This window comes from Herbaspirillum frisingense, from assembly GCF_047325095.1.
GTDB lineage: Bacteria > Pseudomonadota > Gammaproteobacteria > Burkholderiales > Burkholderiaceae_D > Herbaspirillum > Herbaspirillum frisingense.
In genome coordinates this window covers 3871361-3897438 of the sequence record NZ_CP168558.1, presented here as the reverse complement: position 1 = coordinate 3897438, position 26078 = coordinate 3871361, and the positions used below count along the sequence as shown (strand labels likewise).

Genomic DNA, 26078 nt, shown 5'->3' with positions numbered 1-26078 from the left:
TTAGCGCCGCAAAGATGGGTCGGTTTCACGATCCGGCCCTACCGGCTTTGCGATGCAGTCCTTCCTTCGATTTACCCACCACACACACTCAAAAATATTCGGAGGAATAATGGCTTTCGATTTCCTGAACAAGGAACATACAGTCGCCAAGCCTGGCTTCAATCGCTGGCTGGTACCGCCAGCAGCACTCGCAATCCACCTTTGCATCGGCATGGCCTACGGTTTTTCCGTGTTCTGGCTGCCGCTGTCCAAGGCCCTGGGCGTGACCGCGCCCATCGCCTGCGGCGCCGATGTCGGCTTCTTCGCCCAGGTCTTCTCGTCCTCCTGTGACTGGAAGATCTCCATGCTGGGCTGGATGTACACCATGTTCTTCGTCCTGCTGGGCATCTCCGCCGCGCTGTGGGGTGGCTGGCTGGAACACGCCGGTCCCCGCAAGGCCGGCGTGGTTGCTGCGCTTTGCTGGTGCGGCGGCCTGCTGATCTCGGCCCTGGGCGTGAAGACGCACCAGATCTGGCTGATGTGGCTGGGCTCGGGCGTGATCGGCGGCGTTGGTCTGGGCCTGGGCTATATCTCGCCCGTGTCCACGCTGATCAAGTGGTTCCCTGACCGTCGCGGCATGGCCACCGGCATGGCCATCATGGGCTTCGGTGGTGGTGCGCTGGTCGGCACCCCGCTGGCCGATGCGCTGATGAAGAAGTTCGCCACCCCCACTTCCGTGGGCGTGTGGGAAACCTTCGTGGTCATGGCCGTGATCTACTTCGTCTTCATGATGGCTGGCGCCTTCGGCTACCGCGTGCCGCCTTCGGGCTGGAAGCCGGCCGGCTGGACCCCGCCGGTGGCCAAGTCCTCGGCCACGATGATCACCCAGAACCACGTGCACGTCTCCAAGGTCTGGGGCATTCCCCAGTTCTGGCTGGTGTGGCTGGTGCTCTGCCTGAACGTGTCGGCCGGTATCGGTGTCATCGGCATCGCCTCGCCGATGCTGCAGGAAGTGTTCGGCGGCAAGCTGCTGGGCGTGGACATCGGCTTCAATGACCTGTCGGTCGATCAGAAGACCGCCATCGCGGCGCTGGCCGCCGGCTTCACCGGTCTGATCTCGCTGTTCAACATCGGTGGTCGTTTCGCCTGGGCTTCGTGCTCGGACTTCTTCGGCCGCAAGATGACCTACGCCATCTTCTTCGTGCTGGGCTTCGTGCTGTACGTGAGCCTGCCGTGGTCGGCCAAGGCCGGCAACATCCCGCTGTTCGTGGGTGCGGTCTGCATCATCCTGTCGATGTACGGCGGCGGTTTCGCGACCGTGCCGGCTTACCTGGCCGACCTGTTCGGCACCCAGATGGTGGGCGCCATCCACGGCCGCTTGCTGACCGCGTGGGCGACCGCCGGCATCCTGGGCCCGGTGGTGGTGAACTACATGCGTGAATACCAGCTCTCCCTGGGCATGCCCAAGAGCCAGGTCTACAACACCACCATGTACATCCTGGCCGGCATGCTGGTGCTGGGTCTGATCTGCAACCTGCTGATCCGCCCGGTCGCTGCCAAGCACTTCATGACGCCGGAAGAACTGGCCCGCGAAAAGCAGCTGGCCCACGAAAAGTCGGCTGCCGATGCGGCTGCCACCGCTGGTTCCGGCGACATGTCGCAGATCGGTTCCGGCGGCAACCCGGTGGTGATCGGTCTGGCCTGGGCGGCCGTCGGCATTCCGCTGGTCTGGGGTATCACCCTGGTGTTGCAGAAGTCGGCCGTGCTGTTCCGCTGATCGCGTAGTCCCTGTTTCAACCTCGACTGCAGGCCGGCTCCACCCGGCCTGCACGAGAGACCCCAGCGGCGAAAGCCGCTGACACAAGCTGCCCTGCAACGTGAGCAGCGGCAGCTTGTGTCAGCGACTATCAAAAAATCAGGAGCGCAGTCCGTCCACCCGGTAGAGGGCAGGCCCGCATCCTCAGTGTTCACACCAACCCCGAAGGCAGGGCGAACATGCAACAACGGAGACCAGCTGTTCCACCAAGCACGACCGTGCGCGCCCATCCCCGGGCCTGCGCTGCGCTGCTGCATGCCGCTTCCCTTCGCCTGATCTGTTTCCAGCAGGCCGCCCCTCCGTAGGCGCGGTCCCACCCCTTTCATTCGTCATTTGCGCGGTCCATAGAAGATCCTCCGGGAGAAGGACGAGGTCCGCATCAAGGCAACACAGGAGGCAACAATGAAGCGGCAACAAGTTTTCGACGTGGCGGCGGTGCGCAGCATCATCGCCGATCGCAAGGACATGGCCGGTGCCATGCTCCCCATCCTGCACGGCATCCAGGAAAAGGTGGGGTACATCCCTGCCGATGCGGTGCCCATGATCGCCGGCGAGCTCAATGTCTCGCGCGCCGAAGTACACGGGGTGATCTCCTTCTATCACTTCTTCCGCCAGGAGCCGGCCGGCCAGCACGTGGTGCAGGTCTGCCGTGCCGAGGCCTGCCAGGCACGCGGCAGCGAGGCCCTGGCCGAACATGCGCAGAACGTGCTGGGCTGCGGCTTCCATGAGACCAGCGCCGACGGCAAGTTCACCCTGGAACCGGTGTATTGCCTGGGCCAGTGCGCCATCGGCCCCAACCTGACCATCAATGACGAGCTGCACGCCCGCGTCGATGCCGACAAGTTCAAGCGCCTGATCCAGGCCAAGCGGGAGGCATGATGAGCGCCAACGATATCGTCACCATCTACGTTCCCCGCGACTCCACCGCACTGGCCCTGGGCGCCAATGAGGTGGCCGCCGCCATCGCCGCCGAGGCCGACAGGCGTGGCCAGTCCATCAGGCTGGTGCGCAATGGTTCGCGCGGCATGTTCTGGCTGGAGCCGCTGGTAGAGGTCGCCACCGCCGCCGGTCGCGTCGCCTATGGACCGGTCGCGCCGGAGGATGTGGCGGGCCTGTTCGATGCCGGCCTGCTGTCCGGCGGGAATCATGCGCTGCATCTGGGTCTGACCGAGGACATCCCCTTCCTGAAGAACCAGGAACGCCTGACCTTCGCCCGCGTCGGCATCATCGATCCGCTCTCGCTGGACGACTACCTGGCCCATGAAGGTTATGTCGGCCTGAAGAATGCCCTGGCCAAGACCCCCGAAGCCATCGTCGAGGAAATGATCGCCTCCGGCCTGCGCGGCCGGGGTGGTGCGGCTTTCCCCACCGGCATCAAGTGGCAGACCGTGCTGCGCGCACCTGCCGCGCAGAAGTATGTGGTCTGCAATGCCGACGAGGGCGATTCCGGCACCTTCTCTGATCGCATGATCATGGAAGACGACCCCTTCACCCTGATCGAGGGCATGACCATCGCCGCCCTGGCCGTGGGCGCGACCGAGGGCTATGTCTATGTGCGCTCCGAATATCCGCATTCGATTGCCACGCTGAACGAGGCCATTGCCATCGCCACGGCGCGTGGTTATCTGGGCGAGAACATCCTGGGCTCGGGCAAGTCCTTCCGCCTGGAAGTGCGCAAGGGGGCGGGCGCCTACATCTGCGGCGAAGAGACCGCCATGCTCGAAAGCCTGGAAGGCAAGCGAGGCGTGGTGCGCGCCAAGCCGCCGCTGCCGGCCATCGAAGGCTTGTTCGGCAAGCCGACGGTGATCAACAACCTGATTTCGCTGGCCTCGGTGCCGGTGATCCTGGCGCGGGGCGCGGACTTCTACAAGAACTTTGGCGTGGGTCGTTCGCATGGCACTTTGCCATTCCAGTTGGCCGGCAACATCCGCCAGGGCGGACTGGTGGAAAAGGCCTTCGGTCTCACGCTGCGCCAGTTGCTGGACGACTTCGGTGGCGGCAGCGCCAGCGGTCGGGCTATCCGCGCAGTGCAGATGGGCGGCCCGCTGGGCGCCTACATGCCGCAGTCGCAGTTCGATACCCCGCTCGACTATGAAGCCTTCGCCGCCATCGGCGCCATGATCGGTCACGGCGGCCTGGTGGCCTTCGACGATACGGTGGACATGGCCCGCCAGGCCCGTTACGCCATGCAGTTCTGTGCCGTGGAGTCCTGCGGCAAGTGCACGCCTTGCCGCATCGGCTCGACCCGGGGCGTGGAGGTGATCGACAAGATCATCGCCAACGATGAGCGGCCCCAACAGATCCATCTGTTGAAGAGCCTGTGCGACACCATGGTCAATGGCTCGCTGTGCGCCATGGGCGGCATGACGCCGTTCCCGGTGCTGTCGGCGCTGAACCATTTCCCGGAAGACTTCGGCGCGCCCAGCGAACAGGCAGCCTGATCCCATCACCGAATGCAGAGGAGTTGCAACATGAACCAGCTCAATGAAACGGATTACGGCACGCCGGCGCGTGTCTCGGAAAACATGGTCACGCTGGAGATCGACGGCGTGGCCGTGACGGTCCCGGCCGGCACCTCGGTGATGCGCGCTTCGGTGGAGGCCGGCATCAACGTACCCAAGCTGTGCGCTACCGACAGCCTGGAACCCTTCGGTTCCTGCCGCCTGTGCCTGGTGGAAATCGAAAAGGATGGCCGCAAGATGAAGGGCTATCCGGCCTCCTGCACCACGCCCTGCGAACCAGGCATGAAGGTACAGACCCAGACCCCCAAGCTGGCCGAGATCCGCCGTGGCGTGATGGAGCTCTATATCTCCGACCACCCGCTCGATTGTCTGACCTGTCCCACCAACGGCAACTGCGAACTGCAGGACATGGCCGGCGTGGTCGGCCTGCGCGAAGTGCGCTACGGCTACGAGGGGGAGAACCATCTCAAGCTGAAGAAGGATGAATCCAATCCCTACTTCACCTATGACGCCTCCAAGTGCATCGTCTGCAACCGCTGCGTACGGGCCTGCGAAGAAACCCAGGGTACCTTTGCCCTGACCATCAACGGTCGCGGCTTCGAATCGCGCGTCTCGGCCGGGCAGATGGAAAGCTTCATGGAATCCGAATGCGTCTCCTGCGGCGCCTGCGTGGAAGCCTGCCCGACCGCGACCCTGACCGAGAAGACCGTGATCATGCTGGGCCAGGCCGAGCACAGCGCCGTCACCACCTGCGCCTATTGCGGCGTGGGCTGCTCCTTCAAGGCCGAGATGAAGGGCAATGAAGTGGTGCGCATGGTGCCGTACAAGGACGGTAAGGCCAACCAGGGCCACTCCTGCGTCAAGGGCCGCTTCGCCTGGGGCTATGCGACCCACAAGGACCGCATCCTCAACCCCATGATCCGCAAGAGCATCAACGATCCCTGGCGCGAAGTCTCGTGGGAAGAGGCGCTGTCCTATGCGGCCAGCGAATTCCGCCGCATCCAGGCCAAGCATGGCAAGGATTCCATCGGCGGCATCACTTCCTCGCGCTGCACCAACGAAGAAACCTACCTGGTCCAGAAGCTGGTACGCGCCGCCTTCGGCAACAACAACGTCGACACTTGCGCCCGCGTGTGCCACTCGCCCACCGGCTATGGCTTGAAGCAGACCCTGGGCGAATCAGCCGGCACCCAGACCTTCGAATCGGTGATGAAGTCCGATGTCATCCTCATCATGGGTGCCAACCCGGCCTCCGGCCACCCGGTGTTTGCCTCGCAGATCAAGCGTCGCGTGCGCCAGGGCGCCAAGCTGATCGTGATCGACCCGCGTACCACCGAGATGGTCAAGTCGCCGCACGTGCAGGCTGACTATCACTTGAAGCTGCGGCCCGGCACCAACACCGCCGTCATCACCGCGCTGGCCCACGTGATCCTGTCCGAGGGCCTGCAGGACGAGACCTACATCCAGGAACGCTGCGACCTCCAGTCTTACAAGGACTGGAAGGAGTTCGTGCTGCGCGAGGACAATTCCCCCGAAGCCATGGCCGCCATCACCGGCGTGCCGGCCGAGACCCTGCGTGGCGCGGCCCGGCTGTACGCCACCGGCGGCAATGCGGCGATCTACTACGGCCTGGGCGTGACCGAGCATGCACAGGGTTCGACCACGGTGATGGGCATCGCCAACCTGGCCATGTGCACCGGCAACGTCGGCCGCGAAGGCGTGGGCGTGAACCCGCTGCGTGGCCAGAACAATGTCCAGGGTTCCTGCGACATGGGCTCCTTCCCGCATGAGCTGCCGGGCTATCGGCATATCTCGGACTCCACCGTGCGCAGCCAGTTCGAACAGGCCTGGGGCGTGACGCTGAACCCGGAACCGGGCCTGCGCATTCCCAACATGTTCGATGCGGCGCTGGATGGCAGCTTTAAGGGCCTGTACTGCGAAGGCGAGGACATCGTCCAGTCCGACCCCAATACCCAGCACGTGGCCGCGGCCCTGCAGGCGATGGAATGTATCGTGGTGCAGGACCTGTTCCTGAACGAAACGGCCAAGTACGCGCACGTGTTCCTGCCTGGTTCGTCCTTCCTGGAAAAGGACGGCACCTTCACCAACGCCGAACGCCGCATCTCGCGCGTGCGCAAGGTGATGCCGGCCAAGGCCGGCAAGTCCGACTGGGAAGTCACGGTGGCCCTGGCCGAAGCGCTGGGTTACCCGATGCCGTACAATCACCCCTCTGAAATCATGGACGAGATCGCCGCCCTGACCCCCAGCTTCCATGGCGTGAGCTACGACAAGCTGGAAAAGCTGGGCAGCATCCAGTGGCCCTGCAACGAAGCGGCACCGGAAGGCACGCCCATCATGCACGTCGGCAGCTTCATCCGTGGCAAGGGCAAGTTCATCAACACGCAATACTTCGCCACCGACGAGAAGGTGACCCAGCGTTATCCGCTGATCCTGACCACCGGCCGTATCCTGTCGCAGTACAACGTGGGCGCGCAGACGCGCCGCACCGAGAACTCGCAATGGCATAGCGAAGACCGGCTGGAAATCCACCCGCACGATGCCGAGGATCGCGGCATCCGCGAAGGTGACTGGGTCGGCGTGGAGTCGCGTGCCGGCCAGACGGTGTTGCGCGCCACGGTGACCGAGAACGTGCAGCCGGGTGTGGTCTACACCACCTTCCACTTCCCGGAGTCCGGCGCCAATGTGATCACCACCGACAACTCCGACTGGGCCACCAACTGCCCCGAGTACAAGGTGACGGCGGTGCAGGTGATGCCGGTGACGCAGCCTTCCGAGTGGCAGCAGCACTACGAGCGCTTCAACCGCGAGCAGCTGGATTTGCTCAAGGGTGACAGGCAGGGCGCCCCGCAGGCCGAACCACTGGTGACCAAGTAAGCAGTGCAGCGATGGCGGGCTCGCGCTGCAATGATTGTTTCAGATGTGCAGACGAGCCTAGGGCCTGTTCACACTCAATCTGCGAGATGCGTTGCGCCCAGAAGTCGTGGTGGCAAGGCGTGCGGCAAGGCTGGTGGTGGTGCCACCAGCCTTGCCGTGCAACGCCGCCAGCGCGCCTTCTGGGCGCAACCCTCCGGGAGAGGCCGGCAAGCGTCGCCTGCCGTTGTTGCAGCTCCTTGCCGTAGCACCACTACGGCGCGTCGCTGCGCCTAGGCAGTCAACGCTTGACAACCTCTCGCACTCACAGATTGAGTGTGAACAGGCCCTAATCCAACCCGCGCAGGACAGCATGAACACACGCAACAGCAGCAACCCCAGCAGCCCCAGTATCGATGAAACCACCGGCGAGTACGCCACCTTTGCCCGCGTCCAGGTGGATCGCTGGCGGGATGGGCAGCGCGAGACGGTGGAGGACGTGGTGGCCGAAGAGGTCCCCATCGCGCTGGAGTACAACGGCATTTCGCACGCGGTGATGATGGCCACGCCCGCCGACCTCGAAGATTTCGCATTGGGTTTTTCGCTCACCGAAGGCATCCTTGCCAGCCCGGGCGAATTGTACGAATGCGACATCGTCCCCGGTTGTGAAGGCGTGCAGGTACAGATGCGCATCGCCACGGAGCGCTTCGTGGCGTTGAAGGAAAAGCGACGCAACCTGACGGGCCGCACCGGTTGCGGCCTGTGCGGCGCCGAGACGCTGGAGCAGGCGGTACGCCATCCGCAGGCCGTACAGGGTGGCGCCGGCTTTACGGTGGCGCAGGTGCATGCCGCCTTCGAGCAGATGCAGGCCGGCCAGCAGCTGCAGCAAGCCACCGGTGCCACCCATGCGGCGGCGTGGATGGATGCAGCGGGTCGTATCGTGCTGGTACGGGAGGATGTCGGCCGCCACAATGCGCTGGACAAGCTGATCGGCGCACTGGCCGAAGAGAAGACCGATTTCTCGCAAGGTGCGGCCATCATCACCAGCCGCGCCAGCTACGAGATGGTGCAGAAGGCGGCCACGGTCGGCATCGGCTTCATTGCCGCCGTCTCGGCCCCGACCGCCCTGGCCATCCGCCTGGCCGAGGAAACCGATGTCACGCTGCTGGGCTTTGTGCGCAAGCAGGGCCACGTGGTGTATGCGCGCCCGCATCGTCTGCGTTGAACCATCCGCGCCGGGCCGCATGCCCGCGTGAACCGATTGAACAATATTGCAGGAGGAGACTCATGAATACCGAACACCTGGTCAAGATGGCCAACCAGATTGGCAGTTTCTTTTCCACCATGCCGGACCGCGACCAGGCCATGGCCGACCTCGCCACCCATCTCAAGCGCTTCTGGGAACCGCGCATGCGCAAGGCTTTCCTGGAACATATCGACAAGACGCAAGGGGAGGGTGTGGATGCCATCGTGCTGGAGGCGGTGAATCGGCATCTGCAGCAGTTGGCTGCCTGATTCCCGTTGAGGCCATGGTGCCGATGTCTGCATGGCATCGGTGCCAGTGCTCCGATAAGCGCCGTCCGCCCCTGCGTCGGACGGCGTTTTCATGTCCCGTTCACGCCGCCAGCGCCGCTTCCGCCACCTCCGCTGCAATCCGGTGGAACCTGCGCCCGAAATAGGCCAGGCCATCTTCTGCGGTCGGGGCCAGGCGGATGTGTCGCACCTCCACGAACAGCACGCTGTGGGTACCGGCCTGCTGCTGCAGCACGATATCCCCCTCCAGCACCGCCAGGGCATCGGGCAGGATCGGCTGGCCGTAGTCGCCGGTGATCCACTGCACCTGGCTCATCCGTTCTTCGGGTGCCACGCCGGTCATGCCGGCGATCATGCGCGCCAGTTCTTCCTGGTGCGCGGCCAGGATGTTGATGCACAGGCGACCGTTGCCGACCAGGGTCGCGTGCGCGGCACTCTTGACGTTGATGCACACCAGCACGGTAGCCGGATCGTCCGAGACCGAGCTGACCGCGCTCACGGTCATCGCCGCGCGTCCGGCGGGGCCGTCGGTGGTGATGATGTTGACGGCCGCCGACAGGCGCGCCATGGCATCGCGAAAGTCTTTCTTCATGGTATGTCCATCCAAAAAAGAGATGACATCCGGCACAAGGCTTCGTTATCCTTTGCGCAATCTGCGGCAAGGGTCGGGCGGATGTCGATCAGCAGGTGAGAGGGAGAACGCATCGCTTGGCAAAGCCTGCGTCCTGGGATGAACAATAGACCCTGAGCAAATCAAGGGTCAAATGATTGTCTGGAATGTCGCGCATGAAGCAAATGAATATCGGGGCGGTGGACCTGAACCTGCTCAAGACCTTCATCGTCATCTGGGAGTTGCGCAGCCTCACCGCCGCCGCCGAGCGCCTGCACCTGACGCAACCGGCAGTGAGCCATGCGCTGCGCCGCCTGCGCGAGATGTTCGACGATCCCTTGTTCGTGCGCAGCACCACTTCCATGGTGCCCACCGAGACGGCCATCCGCCTGCACGAGCCGATTGCCCGCGCCCTGGGCATCATCCACGAAGCCCTGCATACCCATTCCAGTTTTGATCCGGCCACAGCCACGCGCAGCTTTCATCTGGTGATGTCGGACATGTCCTGTAGCCACGTGCTGCCGCTGCTCATGGAAGAGCTGGCCCATGCGGCACCGCATGTCTCCATCGAGGTGCAGCAGATGGCCATGGAAAACCTGGGCGCGGCCATGCGCAATGGCGACATCGACCTGGCCTTCGGCTACCTGCCGGGCTTGCCGGAGGATTGCCAGAGCCAGCTGGTGCTCAATGACGACTACATCTGCATGCTGCGCAAGGAGCATCCGATGGTGGGGCAGGCCCTGACCATGGAAAACCTGCTGCAGCTGCGCTACGTCTACACCAACACCAATACCACCGGCCACCAGCTGGCCGAGGATGTGTTGCGCAATGCCGGTGTGAAGCGCGACTTCGCGCTGCGCATGCCGCATTTCACGGTGGCACCGGAAATCGTGCGCCATACCGACCTGGCACTGTTCCTGCCACGCAGCATCGCCGAGCGCCACAATCTGGACGGCGCCTTCGTGCTGCTGGACCTGCCGCTGGAGATGCCGCGCATTCCGGTGAGTCTCTATACCCACACCCGTTTCTCGGCCGACTCCGGTATCCAGTGGCTGCGCAGCCTGTTGATCGAAATGTTCGGGCGCGAAGAGATCGCGCCGTGATGCTTCGCTGAGCCCTGCCCATGGCTGCGGATGACTGCCGCAAATACAGGCCATCAGCGGCGCGGATTTGACCATGCAGCCTGCCTGCAACGACACTGCAGGCTGTTCATTTTTCTGCCCCTGCCAGCCCGTGCGTGCCATTGCCTATCACCGTTACGGACCGCCGTCCGTGCTCGAACCGAGCGATCTCGATGAACTTCCCGTGGCGCCCGACCATGTGCAGGTGGCCATGCATGCGGCCGGCGTGGCGCCGGTCGATACCAAGCTGCGTGCCGGCCTGCTGCAGCATCTGCTGCCGCTGAGCCTGCCCAAGGTTCCCGGTCGCGACGGGGCCGGAGTGATCACGGCCATCGGTACCGATGTGCAGGGCTTGCAGGTGGGTGACGAGGTCTGCGTCATGCCCGGCATGCTGGGGCGTGGCACCACCCTGGCGTGCGCCGTGCTGCCGCAGCAGCAGGTGGTACGCAAGCCGGCCAGCCTGTCGATGCAGGAAGGTGCGGCCTTGCTGCAGCCGGGGGCGAGTGCCTGGATTCCGCTGCTGCACACGGCACGCATCCAGCCTGGCATGCGGGTGCTGATCCACGCCGGTTCCGGTGCGGTGGGTAGCTTGATGGTGCAGTTGGCGGCGCATCTGGGCGCCGATGTGACGGCGACCTGTCGCAGCAGCAATGTCGATTACGTGGCGGGCCTGGGTGCCAGGCAGGTGATCGCCTATGACCGTGACGACTTTTCTGCCGTGCGTGAACAGGATGTGGTGATCGACCTGGTCGGCGGCGCCACCCATGATCGTTCCTACTCGCTGCTGCGGCGTGGCGGTCATCTGGTGTGGCTGGTGGCGGCACCCATCCGCGACAGGGGCAGCGAGTTCGGCGTGACCGTCACCCGCTCCCTGATCGAGGAAGACCAGCAGGTCCTGCAGCAGGTGGTGGACCTGGCGGCGCAAGGCGTGTGGCGTCCGGCCATCAGTGCGGTGCTGCCCATGGCGGAGATCGCCCGGGCGCACCAGATGCTGGAAGAGGGCGCGGTGACGCGCGGGCGGCTGGTGCTGGAGATCAATTGACCCTGCGCGGGCTTCTCCCTGGGCCGGTCGGCAGCATCGCCGCAATGCAGGCACAATGGCGCGGTCCGGCGGTTGACGTTCCCGTTCCCCGCCGTTGATCCATCCCCCCTTCAGGAGAGACTCATGTCGATCGCGGTCACCGGCGATGTTCCCTATTACGCCGTCATCTTCACTTCCTTGCGTACACCGGGCGACCATGGCTATGGCCGCATGGCCGAGACCATGGTCGAGGCGGCATCGCGCCAGCCGGGCTTCCTGGGTGTGGAGTCGGCGCGGGAAGAGGTCGGCATCACGGTCTCCTATTGGCAGAGCCTGGAGGCTATCGCCGCCTGGAAACGCGATCTCGATCACCTGATGGCCCAGCGCCTGGGACGGGAGCAGTGGTACCAGGCCTATCGCACCCGCATCTGCAAGGTCGAGCGCGACTACGGGTTTGTGCGGGATTGAGCTGCTCACCAATGCTGCTGCAGGAATTCCATCACCGCCTGCGCAAAGCGGGCGGGAATCTGGTCCGGCATCGGGACCATGCCTTCTTCCAGCGTCTGCAGGCGGCTGCCATGGATGGCAGCGGCGATGTGGTCAGCATAGGGCGCGGCATGCGGATCGCGACCGGCGCGCAGCACCAGCGTGGGTGCGCGTACCTGGCCGATGCGCTCTTCCATGCGGTAGTTGCGCACCACGATGTGACCGTGCGAGGCCATGGCGCCGGCCTTGATGGCGTCGCCGATGAAACGCGTGAGCAGCTCGGTATCGCCCTCGGGATAGAAGGGCTGTCGGCGCTGCCACAGTTCCTGCAGGTGGCTGCCGTCGGCGCGGACTTCCACGTCGTCGATGGTGCGCTTGCCCGCATGCGTGGTGCGGCGCGCTGCATCGTTGAAAGGGCAGGAGGACAGCACCAGCGCTTCTACCCGCTGCGGCGCCGCGACCGCCATTTCCATGGCGGTGACGGCGCCGGTGTGGTGGCCCACGACGGCGGCCTTCTGCAATCCCATTCCATCCATCACTTCCAGCGCCAGTTGCGCCCAGCGTTCAATGCTGTGCTGGTCCAGCGGCAGCTTGCATGAATCGCCGAAGCCGATGGTATCGATGGCGATGGCATGAAAGCCCTGCCCCAGCAGCGGCAGCACCTCCCTGAATTCATCCCAGGAACGCGGAGTCTGGTGCAGCAACAGCACCGGAAAACCGGCCCCCGCGCTGGCAACGTGAAGCGGGCCGGCGCTGGTGTGGATGAACTGGCGGCGAATGGGAGAGGTGGTGGACTGCATTAGGCGCGTCTTTCAGGAAATGAACTAAACGATATAAAAGATTATTCCTTCATTAGCACCGAATAGCTTGGCACGTTGTTGGCCCAGCCGGTGGTCAGCGGCGCCACGAACACATTCTCGGTACGGGTGCGGGCGATCTTCCAGACGCCATCGACCTTCTTGAACAGGTTGTTGAGCCGGCTGGAGCGCAGCAGCGAGGAACCATCGCCGAAAATCCAGGGCTGGCAATGAACCCACTGGCCATCGGCATGGGTGCATTCGGCGTTGACGTGGATCTGTTCCGAGGTGAGGTAGTGCACGTTCAAGAGCAGTTCAGGGTCTTTCTTCTGGCCCCAGAAGGCCTGGAAGTGCTTGCGGATGGCGTCCTTGCCGACGGCCTGGCCGAACTGGCCTTCGTAGTAGGCGCCTACGCCTTCCCAGATGGCATCCTCGGCGTAGAGTTCGAGGATCTTCTCGATGCGCTCGGCGTCGTCGGCTACCGGTTCAGGGCAGGGAGTGTCGCACAGGAACATGTAGCGTGCCTGGATGCGACGGATGTCGGCTTCGGCTTCGAGCACGTCGAGACGGCGTTTGAGTTGCAGGATTTCCTGGCTGATATCGGTCATGGTGGGAGGTCTCTGGTTGTTATTGAAAAGCCACCGTACACGCATACACGTACGGTGGTTGCCGACGATGAGCGCAGCGCTGCATCGTCGGCGGAACTGGCAGGCGGCTTGCGCCTTACAGGTAGCGCGCCAGCAGCTTGCGGGTGGCCACGCGCAGGACGCGGTCGAACAGGTAGCCCAGCAGCCCCAGGGCGATGATGCCCACGAACACCCATTCGGTACGGCTGAAGTTGCGTGCCGTCCAGATCAGCGCGCCCAGGCCTTCGCGGGCCGAGACGATTTCCGCCGAGACCACGGTCAGGAAGGAATTGCCCATGGCGATGCGGGCGCCGGTGACCATGAAGGGTACGGTCGAGGGCAGGATCACGGTGGTCAGGATCTTCCACTGTCCGGCACCGAGCGAGGCCGCAGCGCGCAGGCGCAGCGGGTTCACCGCCTGGACCCCGGCAATGGTGTTCAGGGTGACGATGAAGACGGTGGTATAGAAGATCAGTGCGATTTTCGACAACTCGCCCGGGCCAAGCCAGATCACGGCCAGGGTGACGAAGGCGATCGGCGGGATGAAACGGAAGAACTCGATATAGGGATCGAGCAACTGGCGTACCGTTTCGAAGCGGCCCATGAAGATGCCCAGCGGCACCCCGATCACCACGCCCGCACCCCAGCCGGCCAGGATGCGGCCGGAGGAGGCCAGCACCGACTGTTGCAGGGTGCCGTCGCTGATCAGTTCCAGCGCGGCGGCCCAGGTCATCGAGACCGAGGGCAGGAACAGTGGCGAGGTGGTCATCGAGACCAGTTGCCACAGGACCAGGCCACCGACGATGGCGATCACCGAAATCAGGAAAGGACGGGCTGCTTTCATACGACGCCCCAGGTTGGATGGCATGGCCGACTCTTGTGCCGTCGGGGTGGCTGTCTGCGAGAGCTGCGTCATTTCACTAATTCCTCTTCGATCAATCCTTGGGCGCGCAATACACGCGTGACTTCGGCGCCGATATCGTCGCGGATGCGGGCGTACAGTGCCATGCAGGCCGGGTCGGCCGGATCGCGCGGATGCGGCAGGTCGATGGTTTCGATGGTCTTGATATGGGCGCGGGGACCGGCGGTCATGGTCACCACACGATCGGCCAGGAGGATGGCTTCCCAGATGTCGTGGGTGACGAAGACGATGGTGCAGCCGGTACTCTTCCAGATGCGGTCCAGTTCGCTTTGCAGCACTTCGCGGGTCTGCGCATCGAGGGCGCCGAAGGGTTCATCCATCAGCACCACCGAAGGCTCGTTGACCAGTACCCGGGCGATCTGGGCACGCTGGCGCATACCCCCCGACAGTTCGGCGGGAAACTTGTCGATGGCATGCTTCAGGCCCACCAGCGAGACATAGCGCTCGGCAGCCGACCGTCGTTCCGCCGCCGGCACGCCGCGCAGCTTGAGGCCGTATTCAACGTTCTCACGCACGCTCAGCCAGGGAAACAGTGCCTCCGAGGACTGGAACACCACGCCGCGATCCAGCCCCGGTCCCTTGACGCGTTTGCCGTCGATACTGATCTCGCCGGCCACGTCCTGGAAGCCGGCAATCGCATTGAGCAGGGTGGACTTGCCGCAGCCCGACGGACCCAGCAGACAGACGAATTCACCGGCGCGGATATCGAGGTCGATGCCGGCCATGATTTCATTGTTGCCGATGGTTAGTCCCACCCGCTTGATGGAAACAGAGGATCCATGTGCCATGACTTACCCCTTGTAGAAGCCGCGCTGCAGTACCTTGCTCATGTCCACCGGCGCCTTGATGGCCTGCTTGGAGAGCAGGAAGTCGCCGATGGCGTTGGCGGTCTTGAGATCGGTATCGGTGAAGTCGCGCACCACCGGTTCCATGTCCTTGAGCGAGTTCAGCGTCTGCGGCACCGGGATGCGGGTGACGGCCTGTACCGATTGCGCAGCGCGTGGCGGGTCCTTGCGGGTGATCTCGGCCGCTTCGGCCAGGGCCTTGAGGATATTGCCGGCCACTTCCTTGTTGGCGGCCAGCCAGCCGGCGGTGGCCGAGAGCCACAGCGTGCTGGTATAGCCGACGTCACCACAGGTCATGAGCACATGGCCGCCCTGTTGTACGCCCAGCGTAGGCCACGGTTCCCAGACGAAGTAGGCGTCGATGTCGCCGCGCGCCAGCAGGGCCGGCAGCTCCGGCGGGCCGGAGCGCACCATCTCGATCTTGCTGGCGTCGAGCTTGAGTTGCTTGATGGTCAGGCCGGTGACGTATTCCGAGACCGAGCCGGCGACGATGCCGAACTTCCTGATCTTGTCGGCCGAGGTGATTTCCTTGCGGGCCACCAGCTTGAGGTAGGTCTTGGACTGGTAGGTCACGGCCAGCGGACGCAGCTCGGCGCGCGACAGGCGCACGATGTGCGTGGGTTCGCCGGCACAGCCCAGGTTGACCTGGTTGGCCACCAGCGCGTTGAGCGCCTCGCCGCCATCGGTATAGGACTGCACCGTGACATTGGGGGCGCCGTGCTTGGCGAAGAGCTTCTCGTTGGCCGCCACGAAGAAGGCTGTGAACACGGGATCGGCACCGACGCCGATGGTGACGGGGGCTCCCTGTGCCAGGGCTGGCAGGGCAGGGGCGGCACCTGCGGCGAGCATCGAAGCGGCGCCGAGCAGAAGCTTGCGGCGTTGTGGCGAGACGGTGGAGTGGGTCACGAGCTTGGTCCTCTTTGTAAGGTTGGTGAAACGCCAGTGGAGTTGGCAGGCACAGCAGTAACAAAGGCAAAAACGTCACGGATGCTTGCGGCTGCGGCCGAGGCGCAGGCAAGACTTGGGAAGGGAATGCGCCTTAGCGCTTGATCCCCAGCTTTGCAAAAAGCGCGCCAGCGCTTTCGTAGTTCAGTTCCGACAGTGCGGCGTGCTGGGTGACCACCATCGCATCGCGCACGATGCGTTGCATGCGGTGGGTGCGCTGGATGGCCGCCATGCCGGCTGCCTGGTAGGCGTCGTTGACCACTTCCATCGAGACCCGGGCGGCATAGGTGGCGGAGAGCTTGAGCATCATGTCGATCTCTTCGGTGACGGGATTGCCGGCCACGATCTGTTCCCAGGCCTGTTCGCAGGCGTCGTAGAAGAACATGCGGGCGCTGCGCCACTTGGCTTCGGACAGGCCCAGCTTGATCTTGTAATAGGCGCGATCGGCCAGTCGCAGTGCGCCGGGCATGATCTTGGCGCCGCCGGCCATGTCGGTGACGATGTCCAGCGCGGCGCGGGCCAGGCCGATGTTGACGGCGGCATGCACCTCGGCCTGATAGGCCAGCGCCGGGTAGCGATATAGGGGTTCATCGATCAGGCCGGCGGCACCGCGTGCGCAGGTCCATTCGTGGGCGACGAACTTGTCCTTGAGGCGGGTATCGTGGCTGCCGGTGCCTTGCATGCCGACCACGTTCCAGTTGTCGATGATCTCCACTTCCTGTGCCGGCATGACGGCCATGAGCGCCGGTTTCTGCGTGCCATCATCGGCACCGGTGTTGTCCTTGATGCCCACGCCGATCCAGTCGGCGCCCTTGCAGCCGCTGGCGAAGTGCCAGCGTCCGGTGATTTCCCAGCCGCCGGGGACGGCCTTGGCTTCCTGCAGGGGATAGAGGCCGCCGGCATAGACCTGGTCGGGGCCATCGGCGTAGATCTTGCGTTGTGTTTCAATCGGCAGGGCGGCCAGATAGGTGTTGGCCGACCCGAAGGCGGCGACCCAGCCGGCCGAGCCGTCGGCCTTGGAGATACGCTCGACCATGGCCAGGAAGGCCGCTGGCGCCAGCGCTTCACCGCCGAACTTGCGCGGCGTGCCGCTACGGAAGATGCCGGCCTTCTTCATCGTCGCGACGATGTCGCGCGGCACGTGGCCGAGCTGGTCGAATTCATCCCGACGGGCGGTCACTTCCTCGATGAGGACATCCATTTCGGGGGAGTCCGCATGCGGCGGCGCGGCGGTGACGACTTTCTTCTGGACGGGATAAACATCGAGCGTAATCGAATTCATGGCACACCACTTTGGTTGAAAGAAGGTAGCTGAGTGTCATCCTCGGTCAAAGCAGGGTCAAATTCTATTTAGGAATTGTCCCAATGAATATTAGTAATAATGAGTAGAGCGCTCCGTAATCGCGCACGGCGCCCCTGGCCGGTGCACGGCAATCTGGCGCAAAGCCGCTGTGGTCAAGGAGTTTCCGCTGGTCATGCACCAAACGCGAGAGCGCTGGCGACGTGCGGGGCAAATCATTTACGTTATTTATGGAGCTAATCCGTGGTGCGGATTTGCGTTGGGTGGGAGAGGCTGACTACCATCAATGCCGAGATTGAAATGAACGTCGTTCAGTTTCGTCATAGGCTCCTTCTGGCCTTCTTTTCAGGCGGACTTCGCGAGGAGTTCGCCTGTTTTCTTTCCTGTTCCTCTTTCTTGATGCTTCCCATTTTTCCTGCCGCTGAGAATGCGGGTGGAATGACTTCCTGTTTGCTCTTCTTCGATTTCCCTTCCCACGCTCATCGCCAGTAGGCGTCGTTGCAGCCGGATTCCCCAATCATGCGCAACTGATATTGCAGCGGCTCGCGCTTGAGGATATCGGTACGCAATATGGACACTGACCTGCCGGAAAGACGCAAGGTCCTGGTGAGAGTATCGAACTCGTTCGCAGCCAGCGCACGGATGCCGCAGGCGGCGTAGAGCCTGGCTTCGTCGGTGGCGCCGTCGTCATCGAGCATGCGCCGGAAATCTTCCAACGCGGTGGGGTTTTGCAGGACACGGCGATAACGTTGTTCGCTTTCGCTGATGTGGCCGATGAAGCCGACCTGGCCTAAGGCGAAGACCGAGGTCTGTTTCAAAGCATGGATATCGTCTTCCAGCGCAGTAGTGGGCCATGCGGGAGCCGTCATGGCGATGCTGACAAACGATAGGGACAATGACAGAAGCAGGTGCGGTCTCATTGGTCTTCTTTTCCTTGATTGTCTGGGGCGGGTGTGCATGATGACGCGACCTTGCGCATCAATCGATCTACCCCAGGCATCACGTTAAAAAGCTACAGTTTCTTCGAACAATATGTAGAACGAAAAAAAACGGCCGCTTTTATCAAGCGGCCGTCTTCAATGCGCAGGAATGGACAACGGTCTTAGTACCGATACCCCAGCGTCAGCATCACAGTCCGATCATCCCCCAGCGCCACTGCCCGTGCCAGGCCACCGGCATAGTAGTGGGTGTTGAAGATGTTCTTCACGTTCAGCGCGGCGCGCCAGCGTTCGGCGTTGTAGGCCACGCCGGCATCGGTGAGGACGTAGCCGGGGAGGGTGTAGCCGTTGGTGCGCATCATGCTCTGGCCATGCACGCCGCCATTCAATTCCCAACCACTGAGTTCGCCCTTGAGGCGGTAGCGGGCGCTGGCGGTGAAGTTGTGACGCGGGACGTTGTCCAGCCACTGGCCGACCGTAGTGCTGCGTTGTCCGCCGTCATCGGTGACGATGGCGGCGGTGTAGGAATAGCCGGCATTCAGGCTCAGGCCGTTGCGCAGGTCGGAGGTGATGCTGATCTCGCCGCCTTGCGAACGTTGTTCGCCCACCGCGATGTTGAAGCCGGTGTTGAGCGGATCGCTCACCAGCACGTTGCGGCGGCGCAGGTCGAAGACGGCGACGTTGAGGCTGGTGCGGCCTTCGTCGAGATCGAACTTCACGCCTGCTTCCCATTGCTTGCCGGTCTCGGGCTTGAAGGTGCCGCCGCTGACATCGGTACCGCTGTTGGGATAGAACGAGGTGGCATAGCTGATGTAGGGGCGCACGCCCTGCAGTACCTCGACCATCAGCGCCGCCGAGCCGGTGGTGGCGCTGGACGGGTTGTCGGTGTGGGTGCCGGTGCGCTGGTTGGTGGAATAGGTGGAGGCGTTGTCGTAGCGCAGTCCGGTCAGCAATTGCCAGCGCTGGCCGAAGCTGATCTTGTCGCGTGCATACAGGCCGGTGTCGCGCACCGTGGTGGAGGTGTTGGTGGTGGCCGCGGTGGGGCAGGTCATGCGCGCGCCATAGACCGGGTTATACACATTGAGGGCGGCAATGCTGCAGGTGTAGGACAGGTTGTCTTCGCGGGAATTCAGGTAGTCCGTGCCGAGGGTGATCTCGTGCTTGCCCAGGGCGGTGTTGAAGCTGCGCTGGACGTTGGTGTCCATCGTGAAGGTCTGGCCTTCGAAGGTCTGGTCAGTGGCCTGGCGGGTGAGGTTGCGGCTGGTGCTGGCGAGCGCGTTGTTGGTGATGACCTGTCCGCTCATCTCGAACTGCTGGTAGCGCACATTGTTGTTGAGCGTCCAGCCATCGTCGAAGCGATGCGTCAGGGCATAGCCGATGCGGGTCTCGTTGGCGGCATAGGGGCGTGCGCCCGGTTCGCCGATGAAGAGGCTGCGCGGCAGGGCGCCGTTGACGTTGGGGTTGATCGAACCGGACAGCGGCAGGCCTTGCTGGCGCACGTAGCTGCGTTCCTGGTAGCTGGTCAGGATGGTGAAGTCGGTGCGCGCACCCAGGTCCAGCGACAGTGAGGGCGCGATGTAGCGGTTCTTGAACCAGACGTGGTCGGTGGCGTCGTCCGAATTGGAAATCAGGCCATTGATGCGGAAGGCCTGCTTGCCGTTCTCCGACAGCGATTTGTTGAGATCCACCGTGGTCTGGTAGAAGTTGTGGCTGCCTGCGGTGACGTCGACGTTGGCGAAGTCCGTCCCCTGCGGGCGCTTGCTGACCATGTTGACCAGCCCGCCCGGCAGCACCAGGCCATAGAGCAGGGAGCCCGGTCCCTTGAGCACTTCCACCTGCTGCAGCCCGAACAGCTGCTCGGCCACGCGCGAGCTGGCGGTGGTGCGCAAGCCATCGAGGTAGAGCGAATCGGAGGCGACCTGGCCGCGGATGATCAGATCGTCCCAGCCGCGTCGGCCATATTGCTGCGCCACCACACCGGGGACGTTTTCCAGAGCATCGGCCAGGGATACGGCTTGCTGGCTGTCCAGCATGGCGCGGGTGACCACGGAGACCGACTGTGGGGTCTGCGACAGCGGGGTATCGGATTTGTTGACCTGGGTGCGGGTGGCCTTGAACTGGGTATCGTTCATGCCATCGGCAACCACATCCACCGTGGGCAGTTGAGACGTTGCGGTAGTGGTGGCGTCATTCGGTGCCGTGACCGGGGCGACAGTCTGGGCGTAAGCACCAGCAGATGAGAATGCGAGCAGGACGGCGAGGGCGCCAGGTGAAAGCAAGGGCATGTTTTCTGATAATAATGAGAATAATTATTATTCATGATATCTCATCTGTGTGCGAAGCAATAGACTTTTCCGGTCTGGCACAAGTGGGCCATGCAGACCCTGGCAGGGCGCAGGCAATGCAGTGCAGCATGGGCAAGGGTTTGCAAGGGTAGGAAGGGGCCTGCCTGACGTTGCAATTTTGCAGCGCGGGCTTGCCGACAGGAAATACGCGGCGAACTTCATCTCGGCCTGTCAAATTTTTCATGTGAAATTGGTTTGACCAGAACAATCGTGACTGCTATCTTGGAACCGGTTCCAAAAGATTCAAATAAATGAGCAGCCCGGAACCGGAAGCACAAATCAACCCACGCAGTACAACGATTTGGCGGGCAACAGTGAGACAAAGCATCAAGACCGGCACCGACCGGGTCACCATCGCACAGGTTGCGCGGGAGGCCGGGGTGTCCAAGACCAGCGTATCGCGTTACCTGGGCGGCGAGTTCGACGCGCTATCGGTGCGCCTGCGCGACCAGATCGGCAAGACCATTGCGCGCCTGGGCTATCAGCCCAGCCAGATGGCGCGTGGTCTCAAAGGCGGACGGACGCGGCTCATCGGCATGCTGGTGGCCGATATCCTCAATCCCTATTCGGTGGCGGTGCTGCATGGTGCCGAGGCGGCCTGTCAGAAGCACGGTTACACGCTCATGCTGTGCAATACCGGTAATGACGAGGCACGCGAGAAGCAATCGCTGGCGGCGCTGCATTCCTACAGCGTGGAAGGCCTGCTGTTCAATACCCAGGGGCGCAATGTGACGCCGCTGCGGGAGCTGGGGCAGGCGGCTTTTCCGGTGGTGCTGCTGGATCGCCATGTGGAAGGGTGTGACTTCGACCTGGTGGGCCTGGACAACGTGAAGGCCGCGCAACTTGGCACGCGCCACCTGCTGGCGCAGGGCTATACCGATATCGCGCTGGTGGTGCAGCCGCTGTATGGCGTCAGTTCGCGCCAGGGACGGCAGGCCGGCTTCCTGCAGGCGATGTCGGAGCGGCCCGATTGCCACGGTGAGACGCTGGAAGTGGATGTGGACCAGCCCGGTCATGTGGCCACGGTGCTGCGCGAATTCTTCCTGCGGCGTGCGGCGGCCGGCAGCCAGGGGCGGGTGGCGATCCTGGCCGGCAACGGCATGGTGTCGCTGCAGATCGCGCTGGCCTTGCAGAGCATGAAGCTGCGCTTCCCCGATGATCTGGGGCTGTTGTGCTTCGATGAACTGGCCTGGTCGCCGTTGGTCGGCAGCGGCATCAGTACCATCGAACAACCGACTTACGAAATCGGCTTTACCGCCATCGAGCGCCTGCTGGTACGCATTCAGGGCGAGCGTTCGGTGCGCATGGAACTCCTGCTGGATGGGCGACTGATCCACCGTGGGTCGTCGGCCAGCGTGGCCGAGCATCCAGAGCGCGCCCAGGTGGCAGGCATCAGCGAAAAAATCCACACGACGAACACCCTCCAGTACGCCACAGCCTAGCGTGCGTCTGGAACCGGTACCACCGGCAGTCGAGGAAATACAGGCTACTGGTAAGACCTTAAAACAGGACGGAGGATCAGATGCCGTCGGTGTTCGTCAACAGCAGCAAGCCCGGCCTGGCCGGGTTATAGACCTGATCGCGGGATCAAAGCAGGCACAGGCAATAAAGAGGGGCACAAGAATTCATCCGGCGACCAGCGGGAGGGGTTCCGAGCCAAACGGACTGCCGTCACCACGGCAACTATCGAGGAGACCTACATGAGCATCAAGAAGATTTTCAACGCCAAATTCGTCGCACTGACGCTGGCAGCCGCCTGCGCGGTCGCCGGTGCCGCCAGCGCCAGCGCGCAGAGCATCGCCGAGCTGACCAAGAAGGGCAAGATCACCATCGGTGTGGTGAGCGGCACGCCGCCGTTCGGTTCGGTCGATGCCAAAGGCGTACCCATCGGCTACGACGTGGACGTGGCCAACCTGATCGGCAAGTACCTGGGTCTGCCGGTGGAAATCGTGCCGCTGGTGCCACCGGCCCGTATCCCGGCGCTGGAGTCTGGCAAGGTCGACATGCTGGCCGCGACCCTGGCGCCCACGCCTGAGCGTGCCAAGTCGGTGCTGTTCACGATCCCCTACAGCGGTTTCGAGCTGTCCATCGTTGGCCCGGTCGGTTCCAACTACAAGAAGCTGGACGACCTGGTGAAGAAGAAGGTGGGTGTCTCGCGTGGGTCGACCAACGACACCGCGCTGACCCGCCTGGCGCCTCCGGGTACCGTGCTGGTGCGTTTCGAGGATGACTCCACCGTGACCCAGGCCCTGCTGTCGAACCAGGTCGATGCGATCTCGATTCCCAACACCATGGCCAATGAAATCGTGAAGTCGCGTGGCCAGGGCAAGATCGAAGTCAAGTTCCCGTACTCGGTGCAACCGAACTCGATGACCGTGCGCAAGGGTTCCTACGAGCTGCAGCAGTGGCTCAACAACTTCATCTACTACGTCAAGCTCAATGGCGAACTGGATGCGATCTCGCGCAAGTGGTCCGGCCCGCTGCCGAACCTGCCAGTGTTCTGATGGCTGGTACCGGTTGCGTCGCATCTGACGGAACCGGTCTGGCAGAAGCGGCTGCACGCAAGGCCTGGCCCTGCGGTGCAGCCTGGGTAGAACAGATCACGCGCCGGTCGGGAAGGAACGGCCGGCGCGGGTTTGTGGGAGGAGCACACGATGCATTACGATTTTCAGTTCGCGTTCATCTTCCAGCATCTTGATCAGTTGCTGGTTGGCGCGCTGCTCACCATACGCTTGAGCGCGCTGTCGATGATCTGCGGTTTGGCGGTGGGTATCTTCGGCGCCATCATTTCCATCCACGGCAGCGCGCCGGCGCGCTTTGCGGTCACGTCCTATGTGGAACTGATCCGCAGCACGCCTTTCCTGGTGCAGCTGTTCATCATCTTCTTCGGCCTGCCTTCGATCGGGGTGCAGGTCGATGCCAACATTGCCGCGCTGGTGGCGATGACGGTCAACCTCGGGGCCTATTCGACCGAGATCGTACGGGCCGGCATGATGGCCATCCATCCCTCGCAGATCGAGGCGGCGCAGGCGCTGGCCATGACACGCGGGCAGGTGATCCGCCACGTGGTGCTCACGCCCGCGCTGGAAAAGGTCTATCCGGCCCTGGCCAGCCAGTTCACGCTGATGATGCTGGCCTCCAGTATCGTCTCGGCGATTTCGGCGGAAGAACTCACGGCCACGGCCAACCTGCTGGATGCCGAGACCTTCCGCAGCTTCGAGATCTACCTGGTGGTGATGGTGCTCTACATCCTGCTGGCGTTGCTGTTCCGACTGGCCTTCTGGCTGATCGGCCTGGTGGTCTTCAAACGCCGTCGCCGTCTGGGCGTGGCGCGTCCGAGGAGAATGTAATGCTCGCCGAATTTTCCCTTGATAACTTCATCTTCCTGCTGGAAGCGGCGCAGTGGACGCTGTTGCTGTCGGTGCTGGCCTTCGTGGGCGGTGGCATCGCCGGCTTCATCGTGGCGCTGATGCGCACTTCCCATATCGGCGCGCTGCGCGTGCTTTCGACCGTCTATATCCAGATCATCCAGGGCACGCCGGTGCTGATCATCCTGTTCCTGTCCTTCTACGGGCTGGCGATCTTCGGTTACAAGCTGCCGCCGATGGTGGCGGCCACCATCGCCATGACGATCTACTCCAGCGCCTACCTGGGTGAGATCTGGCGTGGTTGTATCGAGGCCGTGCCGGTGCAGCAGTGGGAAGCCTCGACCGCGCTGGCGATGACCCGCTGGCAGCAGTTGCGCTACGTGATCCTGCCGCAGGCGGTGCGCATTTCGCTGCCGCCCACCGTGGGCTTCCTGGTGCAGATCGTCAAGAACACTTCGATCGCTTCCATCATCGGTCTGGTGGAACTGGCCCAGGCCGGCAAGCTGGTCAGCAATGCGACCTTCCAGCCCTTCCTGGTCTTCCCCATCGTGGCCGGTATCTACTTCGTTTTCTGCTATCCGCTGTCGCGCTTCAGCTTTGCCTTAGAGAGGAAATTACATGCCCATCGTTGAAATTGACAACATCACCAAGCGCTTCGGCAGCAACCAGGTGTTGAACGGCATTTCGCTGTCGGTCGAGCGCGGCCAGGTGGTGGCCATCATCGGCCGTTCCGGGTCCGGCAAGAGCACCATGCTGCGTTGCATCAACGGCCTGGAGACCATCGACGGCGGCAGCATCACCGTGGCCGGCCACAAGCTGACCAACAAGCACGAACACCTGATCGAGCTGCGCAAGGATGTGGGTATGGTGTTCCAGCATTACAATCTCTTCCCGCACCTGACCGTGGAGGAGAACATCATGTTGTCACCCCGCATCGTGAAGAAGACCGCCACCGAGACTGCCCGCGAGACTGCCATCAAGGTCTTGAAGCAGGTCGGCCTGGACCACAAGCGCGATGCCTATCCGGAGCAGCTTTCGGGTGGTCAGCAGCAACGCGTGGCGATTGCCCGCTCGCTGGCCATGGAGCCGCAGGTGATGCTGTTCGACGAGGTGACCTCGGCGCTGGACCCGGAACTGACGGCCGAAGTGCTGAAGGTGATGGAAGAGCTGGCCCGTGGCGGCATGACCATGCTGCTGGTGACCCACGAGATGGAGTTTGCGCGCCGGGTGGCGGACCTGACGGTCTTCATGCACCAGGGCAAGGTGTGGGAGGCGCGCCCTTCCAAGGAGTTCTTCGCCGATCCGCAGACGCCGGAGGCCAAGCAGTTCATCGGCGCGGGAGCCATCAAGTGAGCCCGGTCCTGGTCGCTGCTTCGGCCTATGGCGCCGACCTGGTACGACGGGTCGGCCATGCCGATCTGGTGCCGATGGTGGCGGCGGCCGGGGCGGCAGGCCTGGAGATACGACGCGAGCTCTTCGATGGTCCGCAGGACCTGACAGTGCTGCGTGAGCTGCTGGCGCAGCACAAGCTGTTCGCGGTGTATTCGGTGCCGCTGGAGCTGTTCGGCGCCGATGGCCGTTTTGAGCACGAACAGATGACCCAGGCGATGGCCGAGGCCGAAGAGGTGGGGGCGCGTTTCCTGAAGGTGTCGCTGGGGCATTTCTCGGCGGGCAGCGATCTGCAGTCGCTGTTGCGCTTCCTCTCGCATGCCCCCATCGAAGTCCTGCTGGAAAACGACCAGACCCCGCAAGGTGGCCGGCTGGAGCCTATCGTCAGCTTCCTGGCGCTGTGCACCGGCAATGGCTATGCCTTTGGCATGACGTTCGACATGGGTAACTGGCGCTGGCAGGGTGTCGATCCCGAGACCGCCGCGCGCTCGCTGGCGCCGCACGTGCGTTACGTGCATTGCAAGGGCGTGCAGGAGGATCGCGGCAAGCTCAAGGCGGTGCCGCTGCAGGCACAGGACAGCCACTGGCAGGCCATGCTGGCGCATTTCCCCACGGGCATCCTGCGGGCCATCGAATTCCCCCTGGTGGGCAGCGATCTGGAAGAGACCACGCGCCGCCATGTCGCCATGCTGGCGGCAGTCTGA

The 26078-nt window shown here is 63.3% G+C and carries 24 protein-coding genes; 15 read left to right on the top strand and 9 right to left on the bottom strand.

Features of this window, described 5'->3' with window-relative positions; all coding sequences use genetic code 11:
• Positions 1 to 109: 109 nt before the first annotated feature.
• The 6 genes from ACEOAC_RS17970 (at position 110) to ACEOAC_RS17945 (ending at position 8643) form a co-directional block, all read left to right on the top strand.
• On the top strand, positions 110 to 1756 hold the full coding sequence (locus ACEOAC_RS17970; protein ID WP_241811909.1) for an OFA family MFS transporter: 1647 nt from the start codon (positions 110 to 112) through the stop codon (positions 1754 to 1756).
• A 441-nt stretch (positions 1757 to 2197) separates the two neighbouring features.
• Complete coding sequence (locus ACEOAC_RS17965) at positions 2198 to 2674, top strand: formate dehydrogenase subunit gamma (protein WP_077237880.1); 477 nt, start codon at positions 2198 to 2200, stop codon at positions 2672 to 2674.
• Positions 2674 to 4236 carry a formate dehydrogenase beta subunit gene (locus ACEOAC_RS17960; protein ID WP_413444945.1) on the top strand — a complete coding sequence of 521 codons (1563 nt, stop codon included), beginning with the start codon at positions 2674 to 2676 and terminating at the stop codon, positions 4234 to 4236. The genes ACEOAC_RS17965 and ACEOAC_RS17960 overlap by 1 nt, the downstream gene beginning before the upstream one ends.
• A 30-nt stretch (positions 4237 to 4266) precedes the next feature.
• Positions 4267 to 7152 (top strand): formate dehydrogenase subunit alpha, encoded by a 2886-nt coding sequence (gene fdhF / locus ACEOAC_RS17955; RefSeq protein ID WP_413444946.1) that lies wholly within the window; start codon positions 4267 to 4269, stop codon positions 7150 to 7152.
• Positions 7153 to 7501: 349 nt separating this feature from the next.
• Positions 7502 to 8353: a formate dehydrogenase accessory sulfurtransferase FdhD gene (fdhD, locus tag ACEOAC_RS17950; RefSeq protein ID WP_234295936.1), complete on the top strand. Its 852-nt coding sequence runs from the start codon at positions 7502 to 7504 to the stop codon at positions 8351 to 8353.
• 62 nt (positions 8354 to 8415) lie between these two features.
• Positions 8416 to 8643 (top strand): formate dehydrogenase subunit delta, encoded by a 228-nt coding sequence (locus ACEOAC_RS17945; protein ID WP_102661379.1) that lies wholly within the window; start codon positions 8416 to 8418, stop codon positions 8641 to 8643.
• 100 nt (positions 8644 to 8743) lie between these two features.
• Here ACEOAC_RS17945 and ACEOAC_RS17940 read toward each other — a convergent pair whose 3' ends face one another.
• Positions 8744 to 9253, bottom strand: a complete 510-nt coding sequence (locus ACEOAC_RS17940; RefSeq protein ID WP_413443873.1) for a flavin reductase — start codon at positions 9251 to 9253, stop codon at positions 8744 to 8746.
• A gap of 194 nt (positions 9254 to 9447) precedes the next feature.
• Here ACEOAC_RS17940 and ACEOAC_RS17935 point away from each other — a divergent pair, with 194 nt between their 5' ends.
• The 3 genes from ACEOAC_RS17935 to ACEOAC_RS17925 all read left to right on the top strand — a co-directional run bounded on the left by ACEOAC_RS17935 (position 9448) and on the right by ACEOAC_RS17925 (position 11881).
• Positions 9448 to 10374 carry a LysR family transcriptional regulator gene (locus ACEOAC_RS17935; RefSeq protein ID WP_039874714.1) on the top strand — a complete coding sequence of 309 codons (927 nt, stop codon included), beginning with the start codon at positions 9448 to 9450 and terminating at the stop codon, positions 10372 to 10374.
• A gap of 130 nt (positions 10375 to 10504) precedes the next feature.
• Positions 10505 to 11434, top strand: coding sequence for an NADP-dependent oxidoreductase (locus ACEOAC_RS17930; RefSeq protein WP_413443872.1), 930 nt, complete (start codon positions 10505 to 10507; stop codon positions 11432 to 11434).
• Between the two features lie 123 nt (positions 11435 to 11557).
• Positions 11558 to 11881 carry an antibiotic biosynthesis monooxygenase family protein gene (locus ACEOAC_RS17925; protein ID WP_102661382.1) on the top strand — a complete coding sequence of 108 codons (324 nt, stop codon included), beginning with the start codon at positions 11558 to 11560 and terminating at the stop codon, positions 11879 to 11881.
• Positions 11882 to 11886: 5 nt separating this feature from the next.
• Here the strand turns inward: ACEOAC_RS17925 and ACEOAC_RS17920 are convergent, their stop codons facing one another.
• The 8 genes from ACEOAC_RS17920 to ACEOAC_RS17885 form a co-directional block, all read right to left on the bottom strand.
• The gene (locus ACEOAC_RS17920) at positions 11887 to 12699 is read right to left on the bottom strand and encodes an alpha/beta fold hydrolase (RefSeq protein WP_413443871.1); all 813 of its coding nucleotides are present in this window, start codon (positions 12697 to 12699) and stop codon (positions 11887 to 11889) included.
• Positions 12700 to 12740: 41 nt separating this feature from the next.
• A complete protein-coding gene (locus tag ACEOAC_RS17915) occupies positions 12741 to 13304 on the bottom strand; it encodes a nuclear transport factor 2 family protein (protein ID WP_006462386.1) in 564 nt (187 codons plus the stop codon).
• 115 nt (positions 13305 to 13419) lie between these two features.
• A complete protein-coding gene (locus ACEOAC_RS17910; protein WP_006462387.1) occupies positions 13420 to 14238 on the bottom strand; it encodes an ABC transporter permease in 819 nt (272 codons plus the stop codon).
• Positions 14235 to 15032: an ABC transporter ATP-binding protein gene (locus tag ACEOAC_RS17905; RefSeq protein ID WP_077237888.1), complete on the bottom strand. Its 798-nt coding sequence runs from the start codon at positions 15030 to 15032 to the stop codon at positions 14235 to 14237. Before ACEOAC_RS17905 ends, ACEOAC_RS17910 begins: the two co-directional genes overlap by 4 nt.
• 3 nt (positions 15033 to 15035) lie before the next feature.
• The gene (locus ACEOAC_RS17900; RefSeq protein ID WP_006462389.1) at positions 15036 to 15995 is read right to left on the bottom strand and encodes an ABC transporter substrate-binding protein; all 960 of its coding nucleotides are present in this window, start codon (positions 15993 to 15995) and stop codon (positions 15036 to 15038) included.
• Between the two features lie 133 nt (positions 15996 to 16128).
• On the bottom strand, positions 16129 to 17316 hold the full coding sequence (locus ACEOAC_RS17895; RefSeq protein WP_006462390.1) for an acyl-CoA dehydrogenase family protein: 1188 nt from the start codon (positions 17314 to 17316) through the stop codon (positions 16129 to 16131).
• Positions 17317 to 17813: 497 nt separating this feature from the next.
• Positions 17814 to 18254, bottom strand: a complete 441-nt coding sequence (mchS3, locus tag ACEOAC_RS17890) for an MchS3 family protein (protein ID WP_241811905.1) — start codon at positions 18252 to 18254, stop codon at positions 17814 to 17816.
• Between the two features lie 182 nt (positions 18255 to 18436).
• The gene (locus tag ACEOAC_RS17885; RefSeq protein ID WP_413443870.1) at positions 18437 to 20557 is read right to left on the bottom strand and encodes a TonB-dependent siderophore receptor; all 2121 of its coding nucleotides are present in this window, start codon (positions 20555 to 20557) and stop codon (positions 18437 to 18439) included.
• Positions 20558 to 20931: 374 nt separating this feature from the next.
• Between ACEOAC_RS17885 and ACEOAC_RS17880 the strand changes: the two genes are divergently transcribed.
• The 6 genes from ACEOAC_RS17880 (at position 20932) to ACEOAC_RS17855 (ending at position 26078) form a co-directional block, all read left to right on the top strand.
• On the top strand, positions 20932 to 22059 hold the full coding sequence (locus ACEOAC_RS17880) for a LacI family DNA-binding transcriptional regulator (RefSeq protein ID WP_241811903.1): 1128 nt from the start codon (positions 20932 to 20934) through the stop codon (positions 22057 to 22059).
• A gap of 258 nt (positions 22060 to 22317) precedes the next feature.
• The gene (locus tag ACEOAC_RS17875; protein WP_006462394.1) at positions 22318 to 23121 is read left to right on the top strand and encodes a transporter substrate-binding domain-containing protein; all 804 of its coding nucleotides are present in this window, start codon (positions 22318 to 22320) and stop codon (positions 23119 to 23121) included.
• Positions 23122 to 23271: 150 nt separating this feature from the next.
• A complete protein-coding gene (locus ACEOAC_RS17870) occupies positions 23272 to 23967 on the top strand; it encodes an amino acid ABC transporter permease (protein ID WP_006462395.1) in 696 nt (231 codons plus the stop codon).
• Positions 23967 to 24617, top strand: a complete 651-nt coding sequence (locus ACEOAC_RS17865; RefSeq protein WP_006462396.1) for an amino acid ABC transporter permease — start codon at positions 23967 to 23969, stop codon at positions 24615 to 24617. Before ACEOAC_RS17870 ends, ACEOAC_RS17865 begins: the two co-directional genes overlap by 1 nt.
• Positions 24604 to 25338, top strand: a complete 735-nt coding sequence (locus ACEOAC_RS17860) for an amino acid ABC transporter ATP-binding protein (RefSeq protein ID WP_006462397.1) — start codon at positions 24604 to 24606, stop codon at positions 25336 to 25338. The genes ACEOAC_RS17865 and ACEOAC_RS17860 overlap by 14 nt, the downstream gene beginning before the upstream one ends.
• A complete protein-coding gene (locus ACEOAC_RS17855; protein ID WP_413443869.1) occupies positions 25335 to 26078 on the top strand; it encodes a sugar phosphate isomerase/epimerase family protein in 744 nt (247 codons plus the stop codon). Before ACEOAC_RS17860 ends, ACEOAC_RS17855 begins: the two co-directional genes overlap by 4 nt.